The following is a 24,727-nucleotide window of genomic DNA, read 5'->3' on the forward strand; positions in this document are numbered from 1 at the left end:
TTTGGAAGAATTATTTTGACTTTTAAATTTAAAAAATGTCCCGTTCTGGATACACACTTCCCGTCTTTGCGTGTGCTGCTGCTGTTGCAGCTTTACATTGGTTACACGATCGCCAACCCCTAACTTTAGCATCTATAGATTTGATTGAACCCGCTCAAATTGTAGAAATCCCCATTGAACAGGTAGCAGGATTATCTGAGAATACAGCTTTAGCAATTACCCGCAGCGATCCTGGTGATAATCTCGATTTGACTAAAGATACACCGATTTGGGCATTGGTGGAATGGCGAGAACAGGGCGATGATGCTGTAATTATTAAAGGTGGGGAAGGGATTGGTAGGCAGATGAATGCCGATGACAAGCCTGCTATTTATGCATACGCTCAAAAGCTGTTGCAAGAGAATTTACAACAGATACTAGCACCTGGGCAAAAAATCACGGTGACAATTATTTTACCCGAAGGGCGATCGCTAGCTGTTAGAACTTCAAATTCTGCTTTTGGTGTGGTTGAAGGACTTTCCCTTTTAGGCACAACTGGCATTTCGCAACCCTTAAGTACACCAGATCAGCTTGCGGTTTTTCGGGCGGAATTACAAAATAAAGCCAGTCGTTTTGAAACTTTAGTATTCTGTATCGGGGAGAATGGCCTAGATTTGGCGCGTAAACTAGGGATTAATCCCGATCAATTGGTCAAAACTGCTAACTGGCTCGGTCCAATGTTAGTAGAAGCTAATGTGCTGGGTGTAAAAGAAATCTTATTATTTGGCTATCACGGGAAACTGATGAAACTGGCTGGCGGGATTTTTCACACCCATCACTACTTAGCTGATGGACGGCGAGAAATTTTAGCAGCTCACTGTGCGATCGCAGGTTTAAAATTACCGGATATCCAAGCTGTGTTTAACAGTGCAACTGCTGAAGCAGCACTAACACACCTAAAATCGCTAGATGCTGCAACTGGTAGTGATTGGGTAAATCAAGTTTACAGTGCGATCGCCGCAACTATCGATGTTCGTTCTCAAGAATACATTCAAAGTCATAGCGAAAGTGGCACAAAAGTAACAATCTGTGGCTCTATTCTCTTCGATCGCGATCGCAAAATTATCGTGAAGAGTAAAACTGCTGGTATGTTGATGGGAAAATTATGTTAATTTATTATGAATAATCGTAAACAATCCAAAAAAATAATCCTTTAAGTAACCACTCTAGGGTAGATTTATCGTTTTAATACCATCTCCAACTCCGGGGTTTGACAAATGCACGTAAACTAGCGTTTGTCAAGGCTTTCTATACCATTATCAGCCTATCCAGGCTGGATAATAGCATCACCATAGACCACAAAGCATCTATTTATCCTTAACAGATATAACACTTCCGTCATGAATACAGCGGTGACTCTACCAACAGAACAAGCGCCCCAAACATTAGAAACTTTTGGGCGGCTCGATCGCCAATTGATTGTAATTCTGGATTTTGGCTCTCAATATTCTGAACTGATTGCCCGTCGCATCCGCGAAACTCAAGTATACTCCGAAGTTTTATCCTATCGCACTACTTCTGAACATTTGCGCCAACTCAATCCCAAGGGAATCATCCTCTCAGGTGGCCCAAGTTCAGTTTATGGTGATAACGCTCCCCATTGTGACCCAGAAATCTGGAATTTGGGAATACCCATTTTGGGTGTTTGCTATGGGATGCAGTTGATGGTGAACCAACTCGGTGGGGAAGTGGCAAAGGCAGATCGAGGTGAATACGGGAAAGCCTCATTATATATTGACGATCCCACAGATTTGCTTACTAATGTCGAAGATGGCACTACCATGTGGATGAGTCATGGAGACTCAGTGACTCACATGCCATCGGGGTTTGAATTGCTGGCACATACAGAAAATACTCCCTGTGCTGCGATCGCCGACCACGAAAGGAAACTTTACGGCGTTCAGTTCCATCCAGAGGTGGTGCATTCTGTTGGTGGTATAGCATTAATCCGTAATTTTGTCTACCATATCTGCGATTGCGAACCCACTTGGACAACAGCGGCTTTTGTCGAAGAAGCAATTCGAGAAATTCGCGCCAGAGTTGGTGAAAAACGGGTGCTGTTGGCACTGTCTGGGGGAGTGGATTCTTCTACCCTGGCTTTCTTGCTGTATAAAGCGATTGGCGAGCAACTGACTTGCGTGTTTATCGATCAAGGCTTTATGCGAAAATATGAGCCAGAGCGATTGGTAAAGCTGTTTCAAGAACAGTTTCACATTCCTGTTGAATATGTTAACGCCCGCGATCGCTTTTTAGCTAGAGTTGCTGGGGTAACAGATCCTGAAGAAAAACGCCGCCGCATCGGACATGAATTTATCAGTGTATTTGAAGAAACATCCAAGCGCCTCGGTCACTTTGACTATCTAGCTCAAGGAACTCTTTATCCAGATGTGATTGAATCTGCTGACACTAACGTAGATCCCCAAAGTGGTGAGCGGGTAGCGGTGAAAATTAAGAGTCATCACAATGTTGGCGGTTTGCCCAAAGACCTAAGATTTAAATTGGTCGAACCACTGCGGAAACTATTTAAAGATGAAGTCCGCAAACTTGGACGTTCCATTGGTTTACCAGAAGAAATTGTTCAACGGCAACCTTTTCCTGGCCCTGGTTTAGCAATTCGGATTCTGGGAGAAGTTACATCTGAGCGGTTAAATATTTTGCGCGATGCTGATTTGATTGTACGGCAAGAAATTAACCAACGCGGTATGTACCATGATTTCTGGCAAGCATTTGCTGTATTGCTGCCAATTCGTAGTGTTGGCGTTATGGGAGATCAACGTACTTACGCTTACCCCATTGTTTTGCGGATTGTTACCAGTGAAGATGGCATGACTGCTGATTGGGCGAGAGTGCCTTATGATGTCCTGGAAGTGATTTCTACTCGAATTGTGAATGAAGTGAAAGGGGTGAATCGGGTAGTTTATGACATCACCTCTAAGCCGCCTGGAACCATTGAATGGGAGTAATCAAGTTTTGAGTTGACTTAACTAAAAGCTCATTACTTTTTGCTATGCTTCAGATTACTTCCAGGAGTTTAGATTCGCATACAGCAGTTTGCAAGTTAATAGTCAAGTATATTACTTCTGACTCCTAATTACTGACTGGATCTGGAGCGTCTTCGGTTCAGTTTCAATAAGCTTGAGTTAAGGGTTATTGGTGTAGATAATTGGTCTTTCACGACGTGATTTCTCGCTCCTCTATATCTGGATTTTGAGCTTATCTGAACTGTATTGATTTAAAAATGACAATGCTGACCTGACTCGTTTTAAGACTCGGCATTGTCTATTTTTTTTGACTTTTTTCAAGCTCTATCAAAATCCAAACCTGTTATTAATAAAGCAGTCAGTAGCTAGTAAAATTATTTTTTAACTTAAACTATTCCTGAAAGTTAATTTTTTAATGTAAAGGAATTTAAGCACTAACATAATTTTATCCAGTCGATAATTATAAATGCCAGTGAATAATTAAGCATCAATTGTATGGTGACAAGACAAATTGAGTTATTTTCTAGAAAAAGCGGCGCGATCGCAGTAAAATTACCAATGGTATGGTGATAGAGAAAAAACAAGCAGCTGATTGGAAATATATTTCATTCGATCAACATTAATGGAGATGTTATGGAACCTGCTCTTCCCCTTGCTGGCTTAAACATCCTCGTAGTTGATGATGATGATGATAGCCGCTTTTATATTACTACCGTGTTGGAAGCTGATGGAGCCACCATTATGGCAGTTGCATCTGCAGCGGTAGCATTGAAAGTATTACCTGAGTTGCAACCAGATGTCTTGATTTGTGATATTGCTATGCCTGATGAAGATGGCTACACCCTGATTCGCAAGATCCGGGCACTGAAGCCCGATCTTTATGGAAAACTTCCCGCGATCGCTTTAACTGCTTATGGCGATAGTGAGTATCGTAGCCGTGCTTTGGAAGCGGGTTTTCAGACTCATGTACCTAAACCAGTCGATCCCGGAGAACTAGTTGCGATCGTCTCAGAATTGGTTGCTTCTTATAAGAGTTAATACAAAGATGCAGTTATTTCTCGGTCGTTATTTGTCATTTTCCTTATCATATTTTTTAAACGAAGAAATTAAGGTTATAGAACATCACTTTTAGTAAGGTATTGGTTTGGAAAAAAAATGTTGGTAATAACACAATATACTTAGGTTCAGGCTCGATCCCCCCTAACTCTCCTTTTAATGAGGGAATATAAAGCAAGCCTTTTTAAGGGGAACCAGCATAGAATAGGGCATGATTTAGAATTTCTGAGACTACTGTGCTACTACAAGTTTGATAAGCATTAGTAATGGCTTTATAAATAACCGCGTATAGTTAGCATTAATTTTAGTAATATTTTCATTAACTTTGTTATTAATACATCAACTGAGAGCGTATTGAATTGTATTCAAAGATATTATGACGACCATCAGTGGTCTGTATTTACTCTAAATAACCGATCGGCTTAATGAGTGTTATTTACTGCCTGATAAGGACAAGTAAGCTCATGGTTTATTCAAAAAATGGTCAAAATTCGAGGCGCGAAATCTGACAGTTTCCACCTCAGATGTCCATGCCCAAATAGGTGTTATCCTACTGAGGCCATGCTTGCAACGCTGTCTCCACAACCCGCAAGAGTTCTGTTTGGGTAGCTCCGGTTGCCGCCAGAACTGATATTCCACAATTGACCGTCACAACAAAGCGAGCGAGAGCAGCTGGATCTGAATTGGCTGGCAAGTCCCCCTCCGAAATCGCTTGCTCGAAACGCTTATGCAGAGAAGCTTCACTCGATTCTCGGCGTGCGGACAATTCCTGCCGGATCGGATCGCCTGGATCTCCGCATGAAAGCGTCCCATGAACCCAGAGACATCCCGGTGGATTGTGCGGATCGGTTCCTAAGTCAACGACTCCGTGCATCATCCTTTCGGCAACCTGGCGCGCAGTTGGCTCTTTGAGAGCCTCACGAAGATAGGCTGATGGCCCGTCGGCATAACGCTCCAGCACTTTGCGGAATAGAGATTCTTTGTTCCCAAAAGCGGCGTAAAGGCTAGGACGATTAATGCCCATAGCCTCGGTCAGATCCGAGAGGGATGTGCCTAGATAGCCCTTGCGCCAGAACACATACATTGCACGATTGAGCGCGTCATCGGTATCGAACTTGCGGGGTCGGCCTATGGCCGCAGTAGTTTTTTCCTGTTTCATACTCATCAGTATAATAATTTCTTGACAGCCTTACCCCCATGCTTTATATCTATACCAGACGATACAAAACTTTAATGACAAAAGAATACTATGAGCAACAAAAAACTTACTGGGAAGGTGGCATTGGTAACAGGTGGCTCACGCGGTTTGGGGGCAGCGATCGCTAAACGTCTTGCACAAGATGGCGCAACTGTTGCCCTGACCTACACTAGCTCGCCCCAAAAAGCCGATGAGGTGGTGCTTGCGATCGAAACAGCAGGTGGGCAAGCTTTGGCTATCCGCGCCGACAGTGCCAATGCTGAAGCGGTGAAAAATGCTGTCACCGAGACTGTAAAAGCTTTTGGGCGTCTCGATATCCTCGTGAATAACGCCGGGATCGCTACCTTGGCCACTATCGACGAGTTCTCACTAGATGATTTTGACCGAATCATCGCGGTTAACATTAAGGGCGTGTTTGTGGCAACTCAAGAGGCTGTCCGCCATATCGGCGAGGGCGGAAGGATCATTATGATTGGCAGCGTCAACAGTGACATCATGCCATTTGCGGGTGGTTCCGTCTATGCTTTGACCAAGGGTGCGATCGCTAGTTTTACGCGCGGTCTGGCCCGCGATCTCGGTCCTCGTGGCATCACAGTAAACAATATCCAACCCGGCCCTGTGAATACTGACATGAACCCAGCGGAGGGTTCCTTTGCCGACACCATGAGAAGTATGATTGCCCTCCAGCGCTATGGTCGGAGTGAAGAAGTAGCCGACATGGTTTCCTATCTTGCCAGTGCAGAAGCTGGTTTCGTCACTGGTGCGAGTCTGAAAATTGATGGCGGCTTCGCAGCCTGATTCGGCGGTAACAGAACGACAGGGTAATACTCTGGTTGCAAACTAATGAAAGCCTGTTACGTAGTAAGCACTTCAGTGCTTAACACAAGGACTAAAGTCCTTACTACAAACTTATTTACCGAGGAAAAAATACTTGTCTTGACAGACTAACGAATTACGCCAAGCTGTACTAATGGTCTTTGAAGAAGACATCGGGAACTATCAGAGTGGGATTCAGACCCCTTCTTCCGGTAATATAAGTACTTATCAAGAAGTTTTAATAAAAAAAATATGTCTTCAATTCCTCTAACATTGAACTTAATTGAAGGTTCAGTCTCCTTCAGTTTTTCACCCCAAGCAGCACGAGAATTAAAGGCAGCGACAGATCAACTGATGGAACGCCTAAAAGCGATCGCTGCTAAACCCACTCCTGGCGGTGGTAGAGTAACTCCCCAGCCTCCCCTGGAATATCGTTATACGGGTGAAGTCTTTTTAGAAGTTTTTTGTAATCCTAATATCTGGCCAACGCCCTTCGCAGCCAAAGTTTTACTGACTGTCCGCAATGTCAACATTCGCTTGACTACTGAAGCGGAACTTACTCGCATCATTGAAGACATTAATCAATATTTAGAGCAAGTAGGATAATAGTTCATCCACTTTTTCTGGGCTTTTCGAGATTCTTTCAGAAAAAATACTATAAAAATTTTGGATTTTGCGAAAGTTGAGCCAGTTGCTGGCGGAGGTTCCCTGTATTGTCGCAACTGGTGACGGTTAGCCCGACTTAGCAAACTTTTCAAGGTCGATTTTGGCTTTTAACAGCAAGTAGACAATCGCTTCCCTCAAGTAAGGGATGCAATAAATTGCGAGTCAAAAGTGAAGTTCCTACACTTCTATCGGATCGATGTAGGAACTTCGCAGAATCTATATACTAAACTCAAGCCGTGACACCAGATGTACAGAACAAATGGTTTTGATGCCTTCTTTAACTTGAAAAGTTGTATAAGTTCAGACTCAAATGCTTCTGTATTAATCAAAAACGCAAGATTCTGTATAGGGCAATGCTCATTCAAAACTAGAGATTATCCCCCAGATTGAGCGTTGAATCTTTGATGGTGCCATCCACACATCAAAAACAAATTCCCAATCCCAAACCTGAAATCAAACATTGATTAGTCGTTGTCCCACTGTTCGCGACCAATTAGGTCGCCAATGCGATCGCGTAACAAAAAGTCACATTTCTCTAATTCACATTCGACGCAAACCCACTCTCTAGCTGGAATGTATTGGCAGAGGCTATATATTGGCTGTTGTCGGCTAACCATTCCCTTTTGCACCAGTCGGCGTGCTTCGTCTTGAATCACATCTAGAGAGTAGTAATTGATAGAAGGCACCGTATTCACACTCATGTTTTTTACTCACAAATTAACACTTACGATAGTGTTCCCGTTAATAATTAGGAACAAACATTACAGAAATTAGACTTGTGGCTAGGATTTTGTAGTTTGCTATACGGAACTATTTTTATTTTGACGCTACATCTCCTGAAATTATCTCAAGAAATGTTAAGAAAGTCAACGAATCCTGACATTTCTCGAAAATCCGCTTTACAAAAAAAATTCCAAGTAGTTAACTTAACCTGCTTATGTAGCTGTATGACTTTGATGCCACAAGTCTGAAAGTCTTGCCATTACTGTATTTAGGCAAGATTTGGTGGGTGGGAAGGGTTTATATCGCTATCGCTTACATATCAAATAATCACCTTAAAAGCTGGATCTATAACTGCGGGTATTCATCTAAGGTAAACAACACAATAATATTTGTCAGTTACTGGGGTATAAACTGTTGCAAAACATAACGGACAAAGTATACTGCGAAGGCTTTAACCATAGCATCTGTTAACAATTTCTTAAGTAAGTCTGTAATTTCTTAGTTAATTTCAGCACTAACACCATCCAGTTTTGTTTTGAAAAACATCTGTAAAAGGGTCGAGTAATACTCTAATTCATAAACAGGAGTCAGAATTTCAGAATTAGTGAATATTCCACCCATAAAGGAATGGAGTTTTAGCAAGGAAGAATGTTTAAACCTTGTTTCGCCTAGAAGAAGAGAAGTGTCTTGCTGAATTGGGTTATGTTCACATTAAAACAGACGCGATCTAGTCACGTCTGTAAACTGTTTGGCGGATTTGCTGAGATTAATTGTTCTGAAGTTACATTGTTGTTTTAGTTACTTATTCGGAGAATTCTTCATCATTTTGAACAGTGCTGTCTTCTACTGCTACCAGATTTTCTGGCGGGCGATCGTGGTTAAGTTGGTTTAGTAATGCCAATACTTTATTACCGCGTTCTATAGAACGATCTTCGAGAAATATCACCTCTGGTGTACGACGTAGGCGTACCCGCGCCCCAAGTTCGCTGCGGACGTAACCGGTGGCCGACTTTAAGCCTGCCATTGTTTCTACCTTAGCTTCATCTGTTCCATAGATGCTGACGTAGATTTTGGCGTGTTGGAGATCGCCAGAAACATCAACATCAGTCACACTAACCATTCCAGTACCCACACGGTCATCCTTAATGCCGTTGAGTAGCATTTGGCTAACTTCCCGTTTGATCAGTTCAGCAACGCGGGAAACCCGACGATTTGTAGCCATAAAAATTTCGCCTCATCACAGAGGTTGTACGACAAAAATAGATGCAGGGTAGACGGGGTACTTAGCGGGAGCAACGCCAAGAGCAACCGTCTGTGGGGCACAGCCCCGATATAACGCTAGTCTAGATTGGACTTAAGCCCAGCATTGCCCGTAGGGTGAAAGTAAGAAAGACTAGGCTGCTCACAAATAAACCCAAGATAGCGATCGAGGTGATAGGGCGTTTCAACAATGGCATTAATGGCGCAAAGGTGTTTAGAAACAAGCCTAAGACGATCGTAATTAAGTATCGGGGGTAGCGAAAGACGTTATCCCAAAATCCGTCAAACATCTGAATGTAAACTGCCTTGTTATATACTTACGTTTGTTTTGATATGCTTTATCTACTCAATTGTAATATATGCGGCTGGAAAATTAGCCAGTTAATCTAAAATTTGGCTTGTCGGTTATATTGGCTTTATTTAGTCATAATTATTTTCAGTTAAATAGTAAGTAAATGGTAATTCAAGTCTCGAAGGAAACTAGCCCGCGTCCATTTTTGAAGTGGGCGGGGGGTAAAAGTCGGTTGATACAGCAATATATTCCTTATTTTCCCAAGAGTTATAAAAATTACTATGAGCCATTTTTAGGTGGTGGTGCTGTTTTTTTCTATCTCCAACCAAGTGCAGCCATTTTAACTGATATTAATGCCGAATTAATTAACACTTATTGTTGTGTTAGAGATCGGGTTGAGGATTTAATTTCTCTATTAAAAGAGCATAAAATCCGACATGATAAAGATTATTACTATAGTGTCAGAAACAATTATAGTGGTACTGATATAGAAAAAGCGGCTCGTCTAATTTATCTTAATAAGACTTGTTTTAATGGTCTTTATCGAGTCAACTCACAGGGAAAATTCAATGTGCCATTAGGCAGATATGACAATCCCAATATTTGTGCTGAGGTTTTACTAAAAGCAGCCTCCCAAGCACTTTCCCATGCAGAAATTAAACAAGCAGATTTTACAGAAGTCCTAAATCATGCGACTGGCAGTGATGACTTTGTATTTTTCGATCCGCCCTACCATCCTATCAGTCATACTAGCTATTTCACGGCTTATAGTCAAAATTGTTTTAGTAAAAAAGACCAAGAACTTTTAAGAGATACTTGTGCAGAATTAGCAAGTCGTGGTGTCAAAGTTATGGTATGCAATTCTGATAGTGAATTTATTCAAAAAATTTATACTGATATCAATTTTGAAACTTACAAAATTAAAGCTGCGCGTTCAATTAACTCAAATATAAAAAATAGAGGCGTTATTAACGAACTATTAATTACATCTTTTAAAGATTTTTATTTGCCCAAGCAATAAATCTATCTAAGCTATAAACTGCTAATAAATTATGGTTATCATTAACTCTTGCTTTCAGCCATTTGCTTGCGCCTTCTCGCATACCTTCACCGCCTAAAATTACGATAGTTGGTGCTGGGTAATAGTGCTGAATATTCATGTTCAAGTAAGGAAACTTTTCATCAACTGAACCGGGGCTTTCTTGCCATTTGCACTCAAAAATTAAACCAGATGGCATTGCAGATGAGCCGATAACATAAAAATCAACTTTCAGATAGGTATGATAAATTCCAGTTCCAATATAGACTTCTTTGCCATAACGTTTTGGCAATAAAGTAGCATTTAGTATAAATTCTTTTTGCACATAGTTCCCTACTTGGAAATAATGATGCCCATACAAGATTGCTTCTACATTTGCTTCTAAAATATTCCCAGACTTATTTGCCCGTCCGCCTTGAGTCAGAGCCATCTTCAATCCCTCTGCCAAAACTCCTGCTTATTATAGGATTTCACAGAAGCAGTAAAAAAGGTTCAGTTGCTTAATATGAATTTTTGATTTTGGCTACATCTGGTTGGATTAATAGGTAAAAAATCCGAATTTATTGGTATTTTTGTACTAAACAAATACAAATGTATTAATAATTTGGATTAGGAACGAGTTACTAATTTAGATAATAGTTAAAATAATGGATTTATCTTTAGTCTTAAAGACCAACTATTGCAAGCAACTACGCCATTTTTCTGGGTCTTAGGAACAGTAGAAAACAGTGTAGATAATAATCTCCTGTTCATTAACTCGTACAAAACGACGTAGGGAAAATGCCTAATTGTAGCGTGGCTATAGGTTTCATCAACAATCTAGTATGTGTTGGGGTGACGCTGAATTAAATTTAAACAGGTATCAATACAGCGTAGGAACTTAGCGCCTAACCCAAATTCGCGTCCGTTTTACCAGTCATAAGCCTCAATAATGTCTAGTTCTGCCGCTATAAGGATAGTTAACTTGTCTAGCCATGACGTTGAGAAATTCTAGCTTTTACGTCTTCAACAACCTCTCTAATAACTGGAATCTAGCTTGGATAAATTTTAGTGATTTCGCCTTGACTTCAACCTGTCTGAGCTTCAGTATGGCCGTTGCGGATAGACCATGCTATTTCTAAAAGTTGAGTCCAGCGCTTTTGCAACTGTTTGGGGGTGCATTTGATGGTCTTGGCGATCGCAACGTCGTTTTCCCGTGCAGTTTTTAACTGCAATATTTGCTGTTGCTGTTCTGTGAGTTGATTTACAAAGATTTCCCACTGCTGGGAAGATAAACCCAACTTTTGCTCTAAACCCGCGCCTAACCATTGATGTACTAATTGCCAGTGGTGTTGTTTGGCAAACTTTTCGACGTGGTATTTAAAGCGTTGTTGGAGATAATCGCGCTGACGGCTGGTTAAACCGAGAATTTGGTCAATTTCTGGGGCTGAAAGGTCTTGAAGTTTCAAGCTGAGGTAGTTCATACAATCAGATTGACCTTGAGACTCCAGATATTTCATCAATTCAGTGATGACGCGATCGCGTTCTGATTCTTCAGATGGATCGAAATTAGTTTGGGCGATCATTTGCGATCGCAGCTGTTGCACCGCCGAGTTACGCTGGTAAGATTCTGCTTCTTCACCCTTAGCAGACTCTACCGCCATTTCAATATCCACGGTAGTTTCTTGGGGCTGACGACGAGCAAAACCTTGGGCGCGCAAGATAATCAATTGCTGATTTGCACCACCAGGTAAATTGATCCGGCGTTTGGCATACTGTTCTGTAAAAGCCATGTATTCAGCTAATTGCAGCTGAGTACGCGGCGTGTGATTCTCTGGTAGTTCGTTTTCTCTACGGAAAGCTTTAATCGCTTCGATATAAAATGCTTGTAAAAAATCTTCAATCAGGCTGTAACGAGCATCAAAGCCCAACTCAGAGCCGGACATAGTGACATGACGGTAAACCATAGCACCCAAATTGCTATGTAATTCCACCCGCCCTTGTTTGGAGCCTAGTTGGTAGTAACGTAAGCATTTTTGCATCCGATGCCTTCCCAACGTCATCTGCCAGGATTTGATTTCCCCAGATGTTTGAATGCGGGAGCTTTTATCGCAAATGCGTTCTACTTCTACGGCTATGCGCTTTGCTAAAGCTTCTACACACTTGGGTGTTGCTTTCACTTGCGCTTGCATTTCCTCAGACAGCAATTGAATCAAGCGATCGCTGCTGCTATTTGAAAATTCTTCTGTTGAAACGTGGTTCTCAAAAATTGGTGTAGAGTTTGGTAGATTGACGACGTTAGCTTTCATAACTTTTCCAGTAGTATTGCACCGTAATTACAACGCAGACACAGCAATCAAGACCGTCCAAGGCTTGTGAATCTTTAGGCATTCATCCATCAAGACTTGCCGTATATAATGCTCACATCTAAAGCTCATATATCAAAACTATAGGAAATACGAAAGAGTTACAGTTATGGCAATGTGTCGGTTTTCTTCACAAGCCACCATCTCAACGCTGGCACACGAGTACCCGCTATTTTCTTAAAGTTGTCAAATACCTTACTGTGCCAAGTTTTGCCACCATCCTCTTATATCCACGGCTTCACGGAACAGCCCATCCTAGACATCGCTTTTAAATATGACAATTTTAAAACTGGAGTTATTTTTATCACAATTTCCGAAACGGAAAGGTGCGCCTGTGAAGTGGGATTCTTATACCCATGCTGCTGCTGTTTCCCAACCTAAACCCCTCCGTATAATTGCTGCTTCGTCTCCAGTCATATCTAGGATGGTAGATACTTCATAAGTAGGTTCCTCGCCAGTGTCTACAATTATGTCTACCAACTTGTCCAAACGATCGAATAGCTCTACCCGCGACTGAATCGTTTCAGGATCTATCCGAACTATGCCATTATCTGCTTCATCTGGTGGCAGATGTGCTGAAGTTGAAATAATCGGATTGCCCAAGGCTGCCAGCAACTCCAAACACACAGTATGATTTGGTACTCTAATTCCAGTAGTTTTCCGCTTGGGGCTTTGCACCAATCGCGGTACTAACTTCGTAGCTGGGAGCAAAAACGTGTATGGCCCTGGAATCAAGCGTTTCATAATCCGATAGGCTGTGTCACTTACGAAGGCATAAGTTGCCACATTTGAAAGCGAGGGACATAAAAATGTCAATGGTTTATCGTTTGCTAGCTGTTTAATTTGCCGCACTCGTTCTACCGCTGACTTAGCATTCAAATCACAACCGATGGCATAGACTGTATCAGTAGGGTAAAGCATGACTGCGCCACTAGAGAGTGCCGACTTTATTTCCTCTATTCGGCGAATTTGAGGATTATCCGGATGAACTGGGAAAATTTTTGCCATAGGACGGGGAGGGAGTAGGAGAGCAGGGGAGCAGGGGAGCAGGGGAGCAGGGGAGCAGGGGAGCAGGGGAGCAGGGGAGCAGGGGAGCAGGGGAAGAAGAACTATTAATTATTGATCAATTCTCAATGCCCCATGACTAATGACTAATGACTAATGACTAATGACTAATGACTAATGACTAATGACAAATTTATTATGAATAAAATCGCTTATCTTCAATGTCCGACAGGAATTTCTGGTGATATGTGCCTGGGTGCTTTGGTAAGTTTGGGTGTTCCTGTGGAGTATTTAATTGAAAAACTTAATGGGTTGGGTATTGAACAGGAATATCAGTTAAGGGCAGAACTTGTCCAACGGAATGGTCAACAGGCAACTAAAGTCCATGTGGATTTAGTACGCGATCGCCATCACCACCATCACCACGATGGCGAACACAGTCACCATCACACACGCCACTTGCCAGAAATAGAGCAGATGATTCTCAAAGCGGAGTTGCCATCAAGGGTAGAAGCTTGGAGTTTGGCGGTATTCCGACAGCTAGCGGTGGCAGAAGGGGCGGTGCATGGCATTGCACCTGAAAAAGTTCATTTTCATGAGGTTGGTGCTATAGATGCGATCGTAGATATTGTGGGTACTTGCCTGGGGTTGGATTGGTTGGGGATTGAGAGCAATCAGCAAGGATTGCCCCTACTTTACTGCTCGGCGTTTCCGACTGGTGGCGGCACTGTTCGGGCTGCACATGGTCAGATGGCAGTACCAGTCCCAGCGGTATTAAAGCTATGGGAAATGCGGGGTTGTCCAGTTTATAGCAATGGCATTGACAGAGAATTAGTAACGCCAACAGGAGCCGCGATCGCCACTACTTTAGCAAGGGATTTTGGTTCACCACCTGCGATCGCTATCAAGCAGATAGGACTGGGAGCGGGAACCATAAATTTACCCATTCCCAATATTTTACGCCTCTGGTTGGGTGAAAGCACAAGTTTACAGTCAAATTTCAGTGATTCTGAAGAAACTAGCTCAAATTTGGAAACCATCTCGGTATTAGAAACCCAAATTGATGATTTAAGTCCACAAGCTATTGGCTATGCGTTTGAGGCGTTGTTTGCTGCTGGTGCGCTGGATGTTTTTACCCAAGCGATCGGTATGAAAAAGTCGCGTCCTGGAATTTTGCTAACTGTGATTTGTCAGCCAGAAAATTTACTCAGTTGTGAAGCTGTCATATTCCGCGAAACTACAACTTTAGGCATTCGGCGCACAACTCAGCAACGCGCCATTTTACAACGGGAAATTCAACAAGTGGAAACGGAATATGGTAAGGTGCGCGTCAAGATAGCATGGAAAGGGCAATCACCAGAAAAAGTTATTGCAAATGTGCAGCCCGAATATGAAGATTGTGCAGACTTAGCCCGAAAACATAATATTCCCTGGCGCGAAATTCAACGGTTGGCGCTACAGCGTTGGTATTTAGTCAATCCCTGATCCCAATTCCTCATTCCTCGTTTCCTCGTTCCCAGTCGGAGACTGGGAACGAGGAATTTGACTAAGTTAGAGCTTTCATCAAATATTGTGTCAATGTAAACGCATCTACACCTAATTCGGTACGCTCTTGGGCTGCTAAAATACCAGCTTGGGAATGCCACCAAGCGGCAGTTGCCACAATATCTTCTACAGGAATCTGTTTAGTTGCGGCTTGCGCTAACAATCCACCCAGTAGCCCAGTTAACACGTCGCCGCTACCGCCACGTGCCAAGGCGGGTGTGCTTTCAGGAACAATCCAAACAGCACCTTGAGGGTTTGCGATCGCAGTTCTTGCCCCTTTCAACAACACTACTGCCTCACTTTGCGCGGCTGCTTCTTGTACGGCTTTCACTCTGTCATGTTTGGCATCGGCGACATCAGGAAACAATCGCTCAAATTCGCCAGTGTGCGGTGTGAGTATGGTTACTGCTTGGCGTTTTTTTAATGTGGCGATCGCTCCCATTTGTGCCAAGATATTCAAACCATCGGCATCGAGAAGCAAAGGGCGATTGCTTTCTATGACTTCTTGCACAATGGGAGTCGCATCTCGTGTTAAACCGGGGCCACAAGCGATCGCATTAAAGGAACTTAAATCGGTGTTTTGTGGTAATTGTAGGTGGGCGATCGCTCCACTTTCCGTCTCTGGACAACCGACAATTAACGCTTCTGGCAAGTGTGACACCAAAAGAGATTTCAGCGATTCGGGTACGGCAATCGAAAGCATCCCGACACCACTAGCCCTAGCACCCAAACCAGTTAAAATTGCTCCACCTGCATAGCGCCGCGAACCGCAAATTAGCAGTAAATGTCCTTCTTTATATTTGTGAGTAACTGCTGGACGGGGTAAAGGTAAAGTAGTAAGTGCCTTTGCTCGTGTAATAAGTTTAATTTTAGGTGCATCTTTGAGAACGGCTTCTACATCAGCTAAAGGAATATCGAAATCGATTAACTCAGCTTTACCAAGATATTCCAACGCTCGATCTTGGAAGAAAGCGAGTTTCCATAAACCTAAGCAAAATGTGTGAGTGGCGCGAATGGCAGTTCCCAATACTTCGCCTGTGTCGGTGTGTAAACCTGAAGGTAAATCGATACTATAAATCGGTATAGATAATTCATTTAGCTGATTAATTGCAGAGGCAATGGGATCGGTCAAATTTCTTTCTAAACCAAACCCAAACAAGCCATCAATCAACAAATCAGAATCTGGCAGTTGCTCAATTGTTTGATAAATTGAAATGCCCAAACTCTGGGCATATTGCAAGTGCTGTGAAGTTAATTCTTTAAGCTTAGAAAAAGGAGAATAAATCCAAACCTCATACCCGCGAAAGTATAATTCACGGGCTACGACTAAAGCATCGCCACCATTATGACCGGGGCCGACAAGAATTCCTACATGAGATCCCCTTAACAAAGGGGTGTTTGCAGGAATCTCTGGAATGCGACGAGCAATTAATCCCGCCACCTTTTCCATCAAAGCAACTACAGGCATTCCCGCTGCAAAGATCCGCTTTTCAATATCGCGCATCTGCCCAGCAGTCACTACCACTTGCGAAATTTGTTCTTGCCTATCTTGCATCAGTCTTGAGTGGTGAGTTATGAGTTCGTATTAACTCTTATTTTGACACTACCAAAATTGACTCATATTCTACTCAAAAAAGTTACAAACCGATTTCCACATCTTCAAGGATACCAAGTGCGTCGGGGATGAGGACAGCTGCGGAGTAGTAGGCGGTAACGAGGTAGGAGATAATGGCCTTTTCGCTGATGCCCATGAATCGGACGGACAAACTAGGTTGGTATTCATCCGGGATACCAGTTTGATGTAAGCCAATCACGCCCTGATCTTTCTCACCAGTGCGGAGTATAAGGATAGAACTGGTCTGATTCTTGGTAATCGGAATCTTGTTACAGGGAAGAATTGGTACATTGCGCCACGTGATTATTTTGCTCCCATCCATATCGATGGTGTCTGGATAGATGCCTCGACGGTTGCACTGGCGACCGAAGGCTGCAATAGTGCGGGGATGAGCTAGGAAGAACCTCGATTTCCGCCGACGGGTGACTAATTCATCAAGGTCATCGGGAGTGGGGGGACCGCTGCGGGTGTAGATGCGCTGTTTAAGGTCGGCGTTGTGCAACAATCCAAATTCGCGGTTGTTAATTAACTCGTATTCTTGACGTTCCCGCAATGCCTCAATTGTCAGCCGCAATTGTTCTTCCGTCTGGTTGTACGGTTGATTGTACAGATCCGCAACGCGAGTATTCACTCGCAACATAGTCTGAGCAATGCTTAACTGATATTCGCGGGGTGAGAGTTCGTAGTCAACAAATGTTCCTGGTAACGTCGTCTCAGTGCTATGACTGGTTGACAACGCGATCGCAGCTTCCCCATACTTGTTTTGTGGTTGTTCTGCGCGAGTCCGAAATTGCTCAACCTGAGCCTGCAAAGCCTGCGACTGGTTGAGCTGTTCCCGAAATGCCTGTTGTGGTAGCACTAATACGGTGCATCGGGTGACAGCTTTGACGGTGAACTTCCAATTGCTTTCTGACTCCACCAAAACGCGATCGCCAAAATAATCACCGTCAGCTAGCATATCCAATAGAGGCTGCTCGTCATACTTGCCAATACCAATCTTGTTTACCTTGCCATGTGCGATCAAGAAAAGCTGATTGGCTGGCTGACCTGACTGGACTATGATATCACCAGGCGCGAACTCCTGCTGAACAAACCGACTTGCCAACGCCCTCAGCACCTCGGTGTCGTCAAACCCTCGCAGCAAGGGCAATTCACCAAGTTCTTGGGGAATCACCTGCACCTCAGCTCCGGTGTTAGAAAAACTTAACCGTCCATCACCCACCGTATAGGTCAACCGACGGTTCAGCCGATAAGTCCCACCCTTCGTCTGTACCCACGGCAACATCTTCAACAACCACCGTGAGGTAATTTCCTGCGTCTGCGGTGCAGATTTGGTGGTGGTGGACAAATTACGCGCAGCATCTTTACTCAAACTCAGTTGAGGTTGTCCGCTCTCAACATTTAAATTTGACTCAATAAAATCCGTCATCACCTCATCCTCATAGTTATTAATAAAAGTGCGTCAACTGCTACATATACTTCAATTGCATACAGCCTTTTGTAGGTAAATAGACCACGCAGTAGGGGCACAGCAATGCTGTGCCCTTACCAATATTTGTGGTTCAATTAACTGAAAATTACTGTAATGCTTGTAAGCTCTTATTTTTCAGCATTAGAGCCAAATTAGTTCTATGTGCCAGTTGCCTAAATCCTTTCACGAATATTTAGCGCCCAATTTCAACATCTTCGAGGATGCCAAGTGCGTCAGGAACGAGGACGGCTGCGGAGTAGTAGGCGGTAACGAGGTAGGAGATGATCGCCTTTTCGCTGATGCCCATGAAGCGGACAGACAGACTGGGTTGGTATTCATCGGGGATACCAGTTTGATGTAAGCCGATTACACCTTGTTTTTCTACACCAGTGCGGAGTAAAAGGATAGAACTGGTGCGGTTATTGGTGATGGGAATCTTATTGGAAGGAAAAATAGGTACGCCGCGCCAAGATGTCACCTGAACGCCGTTCACATCTACGCTTTGTGGATAGAGACCCAGGCGGTTGGCCTCACGACCGAAAGCAGCGATCGTGCGGGGGTGAGCCAGGAAGAATCCCGGCTCCTTCCATACCGTCGCTAACAGCTCGTCCAAGTCATCGGGAGTAGGTGCGCCGCTACTGCTGTAGATCCGTTGTTTGAGGTCGGCGTTGTGCAGTAACCCGAATTCGCGGTTGTTGAGCAGCTCGTGTTCTTGACGTTCCCGCAATGCCTCAATAGTCAGCCGCAGTTGTTCTTCTGTCTGGTTGTACGGTTCGTTGTACAGATCGGCTACCCGCGTACTTACTCGCAAGACCGTTTGAGCAATGCTCAACTCATATTCTCTAGGTTTGAGTTCGTAATCGGCGAAGGTTCCCGGCAACTCAGCTTCTTGGGGATGATTAGCCGCCAGCTCAATAGCGGCTTCACCTTGGGGAGTCTGTGGCTGGCTCAGGCGAACGCGGAACTGTTCAACATGAGTTCGCAACGCCTCAGACTGAGCGATCGCCCTCTCAAACACCGCTTGAGGCAGCGATAAAACTATGGTTCTGGTAATCGCCTTGAGGGTGTACTGCCAAGTATCCTCCGACTGCACCACAGTTTCATCGCCGAAATGGTCGCCGTCAGCTAGCACATCGAACACGATCTGCTCGCCATACTTACCAACACCAATCTTGTTGACCTTACCACGAGCAATCAGAATCACGCGATCGGCAGGCTGGCCCAGTTCAACGATTACATCATCTGGAGCGTACTCCTGCTGAACAAACTGGTTTGCTAACCCGATCAATACGTCAAGGTTGTTAAACCCTCGCAGCAAGGGTAACTCAGTAAGTTCCAGGGGAATCACCTGCACCGCAGCTCCAGTGTTGGTGAAAGTCACCCGTCCATCACCCACGGAATAACTCAACCGACGGTTGACCCGATAAGCGCCACCTTTTGTCTGCACCCACGGCAATAACTTCAATAACCACCGCGATGTAATTTCCTGGGTTTGCGGTGCAGATTTGGCTGTTGTCGCCAAATTCCGCGCTGCTGCTGTACTTAAAGTTAAATGGGGCTGCTGATCTTCTACATTCAAATTGGGATCGTTAGAATACGTCACAACTTAATCCTCCACTTTTTAGTTACTAAAAAAACCGATTTCACGCGATCGCACACTGACCTTGAAACTTGAAAACTCTATTCACCGACAAAAAACCTAACTTCATTGACCGAGTAATGACCTTAAACCCTTACCGATCCAATACGCCTAGCTGAAGTACCCAGCCCTCTGGGCCCGCTAAGTAGCCGCCCTGCTAACGAATTACGCAATTCAAATTCCTTATAGCGGTCTACCGTTATATGCCACTTGAGGACGCCGCACATCCACTGCTCTAGTTTCTTGACGTATCCGAGCAGTTTCTTGCGGGTACTTGCATCCAGGTCGAAATCATCGAAAAGAACTGGCAGTTCGGTGGCGACGATGTGTTGAAACTGGAGCGCCCTAGAGGTCATCAGGTTGTTGACAACTTCAACAGCCTGTGGTTTACCGCAGTTGAGGAAATTCTGAACGACCAGCACACAGTTATGGATTTCGCCCTCGAATTCGATTTCTTTCTGATAGGAAAAGATATCGTTGGTAAAACAGGCAAAGTCGGCAGCGGAATTGTCCAGCGATCGCATCGTTCGGGTGCGGTAAATCTCCTGCGGGATCTCGCTCCCCTGAGCTAGTCGCGACAGACTCATGGTCAGATCCGAGCCAAAGGTCTTACGGCGCATCTCAATATAATCTATCGGGTCGGGAATCCGATTTTGGATCTGGTTGGCGAGTTCCCACACCCAGCTGTCAGTCATATCCTGGATTGCGCGGCGGAACTGAGTCCGCGCGTTGGCAGACATTGGCCCAGCTGTGCGAGACCAAATATCTGCCAAGCCGGCTTCCACCGGATTGGTCGGAACCTCGCTGGGGGTGGAGTCATCCAGAGGCATAAACGCTGACAGTCGGGCATTGAACACTTTCGCACCAGCCATGTTGCGGTTATTCCCGTAGAGCGCCGGGAAGTAATCGTCGGCATAAGTTCCCCAAACAAGCCAGCACGCTGTCAAATTCAGTTCAGCACCAGACCCATTCGGATGGATCAACGCACCGCAAAGGGCTACGTCGGCAACATCAAACTTGTGGTCATCCCAGATGACGGCATCAGGAATCCCAGGTAGTGATTCCAGCATCCCCATCTCACGCGCCCATTCCTTGGAATGTTTCCGCGCAGCATTCAAATGGGGATTCAAGCTTGTAGTGAAGGGCATGTAAAACTTCGGCAGTGTTACTGGCCCGACAGCCTGGTATGGAACGTGAGTAAAGCTCTTGAACCTTCCCAAACCCAAGGCGGCGTATAGCGATTCAATCCGCGCAGCCGATGTGCCTAGCCCTGTGGGGCCTCCCAGAAATGGCGTGGATGTCGAAGAATTGTTTCCTCCCTTGTTCATATAACGGCTCGATCGCATGTGCCACTCGTGACCGCCTGATTGCCAGTCCTGAAGTCCTTTGATGTAAAGGAGAACATTCACACGAGCCACTGGGTCTAGTCCGTACTCCTCAAAGAGGGGGGGCAATTCGGTGACGGCAGTATTATCAAACTGGTATAACCGCGAGGTCAGCAGTTGGTTGGTGAGGTTAGCCGCTTCCTGAGTACTGACATTTAAAAAGCGTTCCAAGACCAGCACGCAGTTAGCGTTCTCGCCTTCATCCTCTACTTCTCTCTGGTAGGAGAATAAATCATTGCGAAGATGCACTCCATCGGCAAATGTGTCTTTGAGGATACGCATTGGCCGAGTCGAGGCGATTTCGGCCGGAATCTCTATAAACACGGCGTGTTCGATGAGATCCGCTGACCACGGAGCGCCACCAACTTTGCGGCGCATCTCGATGTATTCGATAGGGTTGGCGACTCGATCTTGGTTGATATTGGCGAGTTCCCACAGAGACTCTTCTAGGAGGTTCTTGGTACTCTCGAAGAATCGAAGTCGCCAGTCCACAGATTTAGTAAAAGCGGTGCGAGACCACAGGTCAGCCAAGCCGCGCTCTACTGGGTTGGTTGGAACCGAAGGGGTATCAGTGGGATGCACTGGCATAAACGCTGGCAATCGGTCAAGGTACTCCTTTGCCCCAGCCATGTCTTGGGTGCGCTTATAGATTTCCAGGAAGTGATCGTCGAAGAAAAACACCCAAACATACCAGTCGGTTACTAGGTCAAGCTCCGCTCCCGGCGCATCTGGATGGGTATAGGAGCAAAGTAAGGCGTAGTCGTGGGAATCAAATGTGTGTTCATCCCAGATAATCGAGCTTTGCGCTTCTTCTTCTGAGCCAAGTATCCCCATCTCGTAAGCCCACGCTTTGGAATGGACTCGTGCCGCTTCCAGGTTTGGGTTCAGCCGTGCGGGCCAAGGCGTGTAAAATTCTGGCAGTTCAAAGGGTTGCATGATCTGCGCTAAACCTCCTCTGGGGTCTTCTTGCTATCTTTGTTTCGCGGCCGATCTGAGCATCGTTGCAGTTCATAAGTATCATCACTACCCAGTTAGATACCCACATCTGGTTGGCTTGTGGTGGCTCGTTTCAAGGCGATAATATTAAGATGCTCCTAATCTAAAGAATGAGTTATGTATGTTTTATTTGAAGTTTCCCATACCGAAAGATCGAGCATTTGAAAAAGCTGTTTAAGTCATTACTTATTTCCGATGTTGGCAGATAAATTTTTAATACTGGATCGTCGTGTTCTCATAATTTTTCATAGTTGTAAATAAAAAGCAATCCGTACATTAAAGCCGTTAAGCAGATAGTTAAATCAAAAATTGAAGAATTAGGAGACAGTTAAGACAGTTAAGCAGATAGTTAAATCAAAAATTGAAGAATTAGGAGACAGTTAAGACAGTTAAGCAGATAGTTAAAAGATTTAAGATAGTTATTAAAGAATAATTACTAATTGTTAATTTTTGCAAATAATGTCTATTAAGGCATCACCGTGGCAAAACCGGAAAATTACGCGTTTACCTGAAACCACATCAGGATAAGCATTTGTGGCTTATAGCAATCCAAAAATATTTGCGTATCCTGCGCACCTTCGCCGATGTATTGGCTACGGTCGAATTACCCCACTTAATCCCCCGATATATTGCTACGGTGTACACACAAGTCGAATTACCCCCCTTAATCATCCCGATGTATTGGAGGGAAACCAGAAAATCTAGTTCCCTTCCCAATAAATACAGGGAGGGTTAGGGCGGGGTAAAACCGTAATTTATCAGCTATTTTAGACTTGTGTATACACGGTAATACATATTGCGAGAAAACATGAAATTTAGTTTTCTCTCCTTCACAAAGGTAGAGAAAAAACTGACATAAAAACCTTTGTATTCTTTTTTGAAATTGGTATTAGCGATTTCCCAAAAATAAATTACTACTATTTAGAGAGTGGTACGGAAAGCCCGCTTTCTAGAACTACCTCACAATAAATAATTGGATATTTTTTATTTGAGATGTGACTAATATGCCTGTGAAATGCTTATAAGGTTTTAAGACGAATGGCACGAAGAAAAGCCCAAAGGCTTGTGTCGTCTTGTTCCCAGCCTGGAGGCTGGGAATATATTTATTTAAAAGAGGTTCTGCCTCTTGTCAAGCTACTGGAGGCGGCAGCCCTCCCAGAATAGGTTCCCTGCCTAGAGGTAGAGAACCAGTTAGAGCAAGGGCTGTATTTTTTCTTAGTGTCATTCGGTTTCAAGACAGATAATTATAGGAAAATCCTAAAGGGGCTGAAAAAGGTTTCTTCTCCTACTCCTCACTTGCTTTTTCAAGCTAGTAGTAAAAAAGTATTGCTGTCACTTTGGCTGAAAGCTAGATACCATTAGATTCGGCGTGTTTACTGTTCGGGAGTGCCAAAATGTCTAAACAGCTGGGTCAAAAAATTGCACCCACACCTATATCAAATGATATTAGTGTGGTGGATTTGATCGATCGATACTTCACCGCTTACAACTCAGCGCGGTTGCGGGAAATCTGCCAACTACTGAGTCGCGATGTCCTAACGGAAGGTGTCACGGTGGGAGTTAGCCTTTCCGGTGCGATGACGCCAGCAGGATTTGGGGTTTCAGCGCTTGCACCCTTAATTCGCAACGGCTTTATTGACTGGATGATTAGCACTGGTGCAAATCTTTATCACGATATGCACTACGGTTTGGGTTTTGAACTCTTTGCTGGTAATCCGTTTTTGGATGATGTGAAACTTCGCCAGGAAGGCACGATCCGCATTTATGACATTATCTTTGGTTACGATGTGCTGCTAGAAACTGATGCGTTCATCCGCAAGATTCTCCAAGGAGAAGCGTTTCAAAAGCGGATGGGAACGGCTGAATTTCACCATTTACTAGGTAAATATGTCCGAGAAGTAGAAAAGCAATTGGGTGTGCAGCATTCCTGCTTGCTAGCTACAGCTTATGAATATGGCGTACCGATTTATACGTCTTCTCCAGGAGATAGTTCAATTGGGATGAACGTGGCGGCTTTAGCATTGGAAGGTTCGCAGCTGGTGATAGATCCATCAATTGACGTAAATGAGACAGCAGCGATCGCATATAATGCCCGTGAATCAGGAGGTAAAAGTGCGGCTGTAATTCTTGGTGGCGGTAGTCCTAAAAACTTTTTGCTACAAACCCAACCGCAACTTCACGAGGTTTTGGGGTTAGAAGAACGAGGACACGATTACTTTGTGCAATTTACCGATGCGCGTCCAGATACAGGCGGTTTATCTGGGGCGACCCCATCGGAAGCTGTCAGCTGGGGTAAAATTGACCCGGATGAGTTACCTAACACAATCGTTTGTTATACCGATAGCACGATCGCTCTACCACTGGTGACAGCGTATGTGTTAAACAAATGCCAACCTCGTCCTCTGAAACGTATTTACGACAGGCGAGAAGCCATTTTTGATAAACTGCAAAAAGATTATCTAGCAGCCAAAACTCAACCATCAGATCGGGTTCCAGCAGCAGTTGCTGAAAGTGCTTCACAGCCAACAGCGACTTATCCCTGTGGTCGGATGATTCCGAATACTCACTAGGGGATTAGGCGGGGGGCAGGGGGCAGGGGGCAGGGGGCAGGGGAGCAGGGGAGAAATTGCAGTAATGTTTTCCCCTCTGCCTCTTT

The 24,727-nt window shown here is 44.3% G+C and carries 19 protein-coding genes; 8 read left to right on the top strand and 11 right to left on the bottom strand.

The window, feature by feature from the left end:
* Positions 1–35 precede the first annotated feature (35 nt).
* From cbiD to V7K84_RS21580, 3 genes are all read left to right on the top strand, one after another.
* Positions 36–1,151 (top strand): cobalt-precorrin-5B (C(1))-methyltransferase CbiD, encoded by a 1,116-nt coding sequence (gene cbiD, locus V7K84_RS21570; protein WP_334841017.1) that lies wholly within the window; start codon positions 36–38, stop codon positions 1,149–1,151.
* Between the two features lie 228 nt (positions 1,152–1,379).
* The gene (gene guaA, locus V7K84_RS21575; RefSeq protein WP_334841018.1) at positions 1,380–3,002 is read left to right on the top strand and encodes a glutamine-hydrolyzing GMP synthase; all 1,623 of its coding nucleotides are present in this window, start codon (positions 1,380–1,382) and stop codon (positions 3,000–3,002) included.
* A 651-nt stretch (positions 3,003–3,653) separates the two neighbouring features.
* Positions 3,654–4,058 carry a response regulator gene (locus V7K84_RS21580; RefSeq protein WP_334841020.1) on the top strand — a complete coding sequence of 135 codons (405 nt, stop codon included), beginning with the start codon at positions 3,654–3,656 and terminating at the stop codon, positions 4,056–4,058.
* A 568-nt stretch (positions 4,059–4,626) separates the two neighbouring features.
* On the opposite strand, the gene V7K84_RS21585 is transcribed toward V7K84_RS21580, so the two are convergent.
* Positions 4,627–5,241, bottom strand: coding sequence for a TetR/AcrR family transcriptional regulator (locus V7K84_RS21585; protein WP_334841021.1), 615 nt, complete (start codon positions 5,239–5,241; stop codon positions 4,627–4,629).
* 84 nt (positions 5,242–5,325) lie between these two features.
* Between V7K84_RS21585 and V7K84_RS21590 the strand changes: the two genes are divergently transcribed.
* Positions 5,326–6,072: a 3-oxoacyl-ACP reductase family protein gene (locus V7K84_RS21590; RefSeq protein ID WP_334841023.1), complete on the top strand. Its 747-nt coding sequence runs from the start codon at positions 5,326–5,328 to the stop codon at positions 6,070–6,072.
* A 270-nt stretch (positions 6,073–6,342) separates the two neighbouring features.
* Positions 6,343–6,696, top strand: coding sequence for a hypothetical protein (locus tag V7K84_RS21595; RefSeq protein ID WP_289797408.1), 354 nt, complete (start codon positions 6,343–6,345; stop codon positions 6,694–6,696).
* A 524-nt stretch (positions 6,697–7,220) separates the two neighbouring features.
* Here the strand turns inward: V7K84_RS21595 and V7K84_RS21600 are convergent.
* The 3 genes from V7K84_RS21600 to V7K84_RS21610 all read right to left on the bottom strand — a co-directional run bounded on the left by V7K84_RS21600 (position 7,221) and on the right by V7K84_RS21610 (position 9,029).
* Positions 7,221–7,457 (bottom strand): DUF4327 family protein, encoded by a 237-nt coding sequence (locus V7K84_RS21600; protein WP_094347157.1) that lies wholly within the window; start codon positions 7,455–7,457, stop codon positions 7,221–7,223.
* An 824-nt stretch (positions 7,458–8,281) separates the two neighbouring features.
* Complete coding sequence (gene rbfA, locus V7K84_RS21605) at positions 8,282–8,701, bottom strand: 30S ribosome-binding factor RbfA (protein WP_099099512.1); 420 nt, start codon at positions 8,699–8,701, stop codon at positions 8,282–8,284.
* Positions 8,702–8,822: 121 nt separating this feature from the next.
* On the bottom strand, positions 8,823–9,029 hold the full coding sequence (locus V7K84_RS21610; RefSeq protein WP_334841026.1) for a DUF751 family protein: 207 nt from the start codon (positions 9,027–9,029) through the stop codon (positions 8,823–8,825).
* Between the two features lie 165 nt (positions 9,030–9,194).
* On the opposite strand from V7K84_RS21610, the gene V7K84_RS21615 reads away from it, so the two are divergent.
* Complete coding sequence (locus V7K84_RS21615) at positions 9,195–10,052, top strand: DNA adenine methylase (RefSeq protein WP_334841027.1); 858 nt, start codon at positions 9,195–9,197, stop codon at positions 10,050–10,052.
* On the opposite strand, the gene V7K84_RS21620 is transcribed toward V7K84_RS21615, so the two are convergent.
* The 3 genes from V7K84_RS21620 to V7K84_RS21630 form a co-directional block, all read right to left on the bottom strand.
* Positions 10,024–10,500: a PD-(D/E)XK nuclease superfamily protein gene (locus tag V7K84_RS21620; RefSeq protein WP_334841028.1), complete on the bottom strand. Its 477-nt coding sequence runs from the start codon at positions 10,498–10,500 to the stop codon at positions 10,024–10,026. The two genes, V7K84_RS21615 and V7K84_RS21620, sit on opposite strands and share 29 nt — an antisense overlap.
* A 637-nt stretch (positions 10,501–11,137) precedes the next feature.
* Positions 11,138–12,358: a HetZ-related protein gene (locus V7K84_RS21625; RefSeq protein WP_099099514.1), complete on the bottom strand. Its 1,221-nt coding sequence runs from the start codon at positions 12,356–12,358 to the stop codon at positions 11,138–11,140.
* 405 nt (positions 12,359–12,763) lie between these two features.
* A complete protein-coding gene (locus V7K84_RS21630; protein ID WP_334841030.1) occupies positions 12,764–13,423 on the bottom strand; it encodes an L-threonylcarbamoyladenylate synthase in 660 nt (219 codons plus the stop codon).
* 195 nt (positions 13,424–13,618) lie between these two features.
* On the opposite strand from V7K84_RS21630, the gene larC reads away from it, so the two are divergent.
* A complete protein-coding gene (larC, locus tag V7K84_RS21635; RefSeq protein ID WP_334841490.1) occupies positions 13,619–14,905 on the top strand; it encodes a nickel pincer cofactor biosynthesis protein LarC in 1,287 nt (428 codons plus the stop codon).
* Positions 14,906–14,966: 61 nt separating this feature from the next.
* On the opposite strand, the gene V7K84_RS21640 is transcribed toward larC, so the two are convergent.
* The 4 genes from V7K84_RS21640 to V7K84_RS21655 form a co-directional block, all read right to left on the bottom strand.
* The gene (locus tag V7K84_RS21640; protein ID WP_334841032.1) at positions 14,967–16,520 is read right to left on the bottom strand and encodes an NAD(P)H-hydrate dehydratase; all 1,554 of its coding nucleotides are present in this window, start codon (positions 16,518–16,520) and stop codon (positions 14,967–14,969) included.
* Between the two features lie 82 nt (positions 16,521–16,602).
* Positions 16,603–18,009, bottom strand: coding sequence for a family 2B encapsulin nanocompartment shell protein (locus V7K84_RS21645; protein ID WP_334841034.1), 1,407 nt, complete (start codon positions 18,007–18,009; stop codon positions 16,603–16,605).
* Between the two features lie 235 nt (positions 18,010–18,244).
* Positions 18,245–19,654, bottom strand: coding sequence for a family 2B encapsulin nanocompartment shell protein (locus V7K84_RS21650; RefSeq protein WP_334841036.1), 1,410 nt, complete (start codon positions 19,652–19,654; stop codon positions 18,245–18,247).
* Positions 19,655–19,776: 122 nt separating this feature from the next.
* Positions 19,777–22,011 (bottom strand): family 2 encapsulin nanocompartment cargo protein terpene cyclase, encoded by a 2,235-nt coding sequence (locus V7K84_RS21655; protein ID WP_334841038.1) that lies wholly within the window; start codon positions 22,009–22,011, stop codon positions 19,777–19,779.
* A gap of 1,454 nt (positions 22,012–23,465) precedes the next feature.
* On the opposite strand from V7K84_RS21655, the gene V7K84_RS21660 reads away from it, so the two are divergent.
* On the top strand, positions 23,466–24,641 hold the full coding sequence (locus tag V7K84_RS21660; protein ID WP_334841040.1) for a homospermidine biosynthesis protein: 1,176 nt from the start codon (positions 23,466–23,468) through the stop codon (positions 24,639–24,641).
* Positions 24,642–24,727: the final 86 nt, after the last annotated feature.

The organism is Nostoc sp. (assembly GCF_036917315.1).
Taxonomy (GTDB): Bacteria; Cyanobacteriota; Cyanobacteriia; order Cyanobacteriales; family Nostocaceae; genus Nostoc.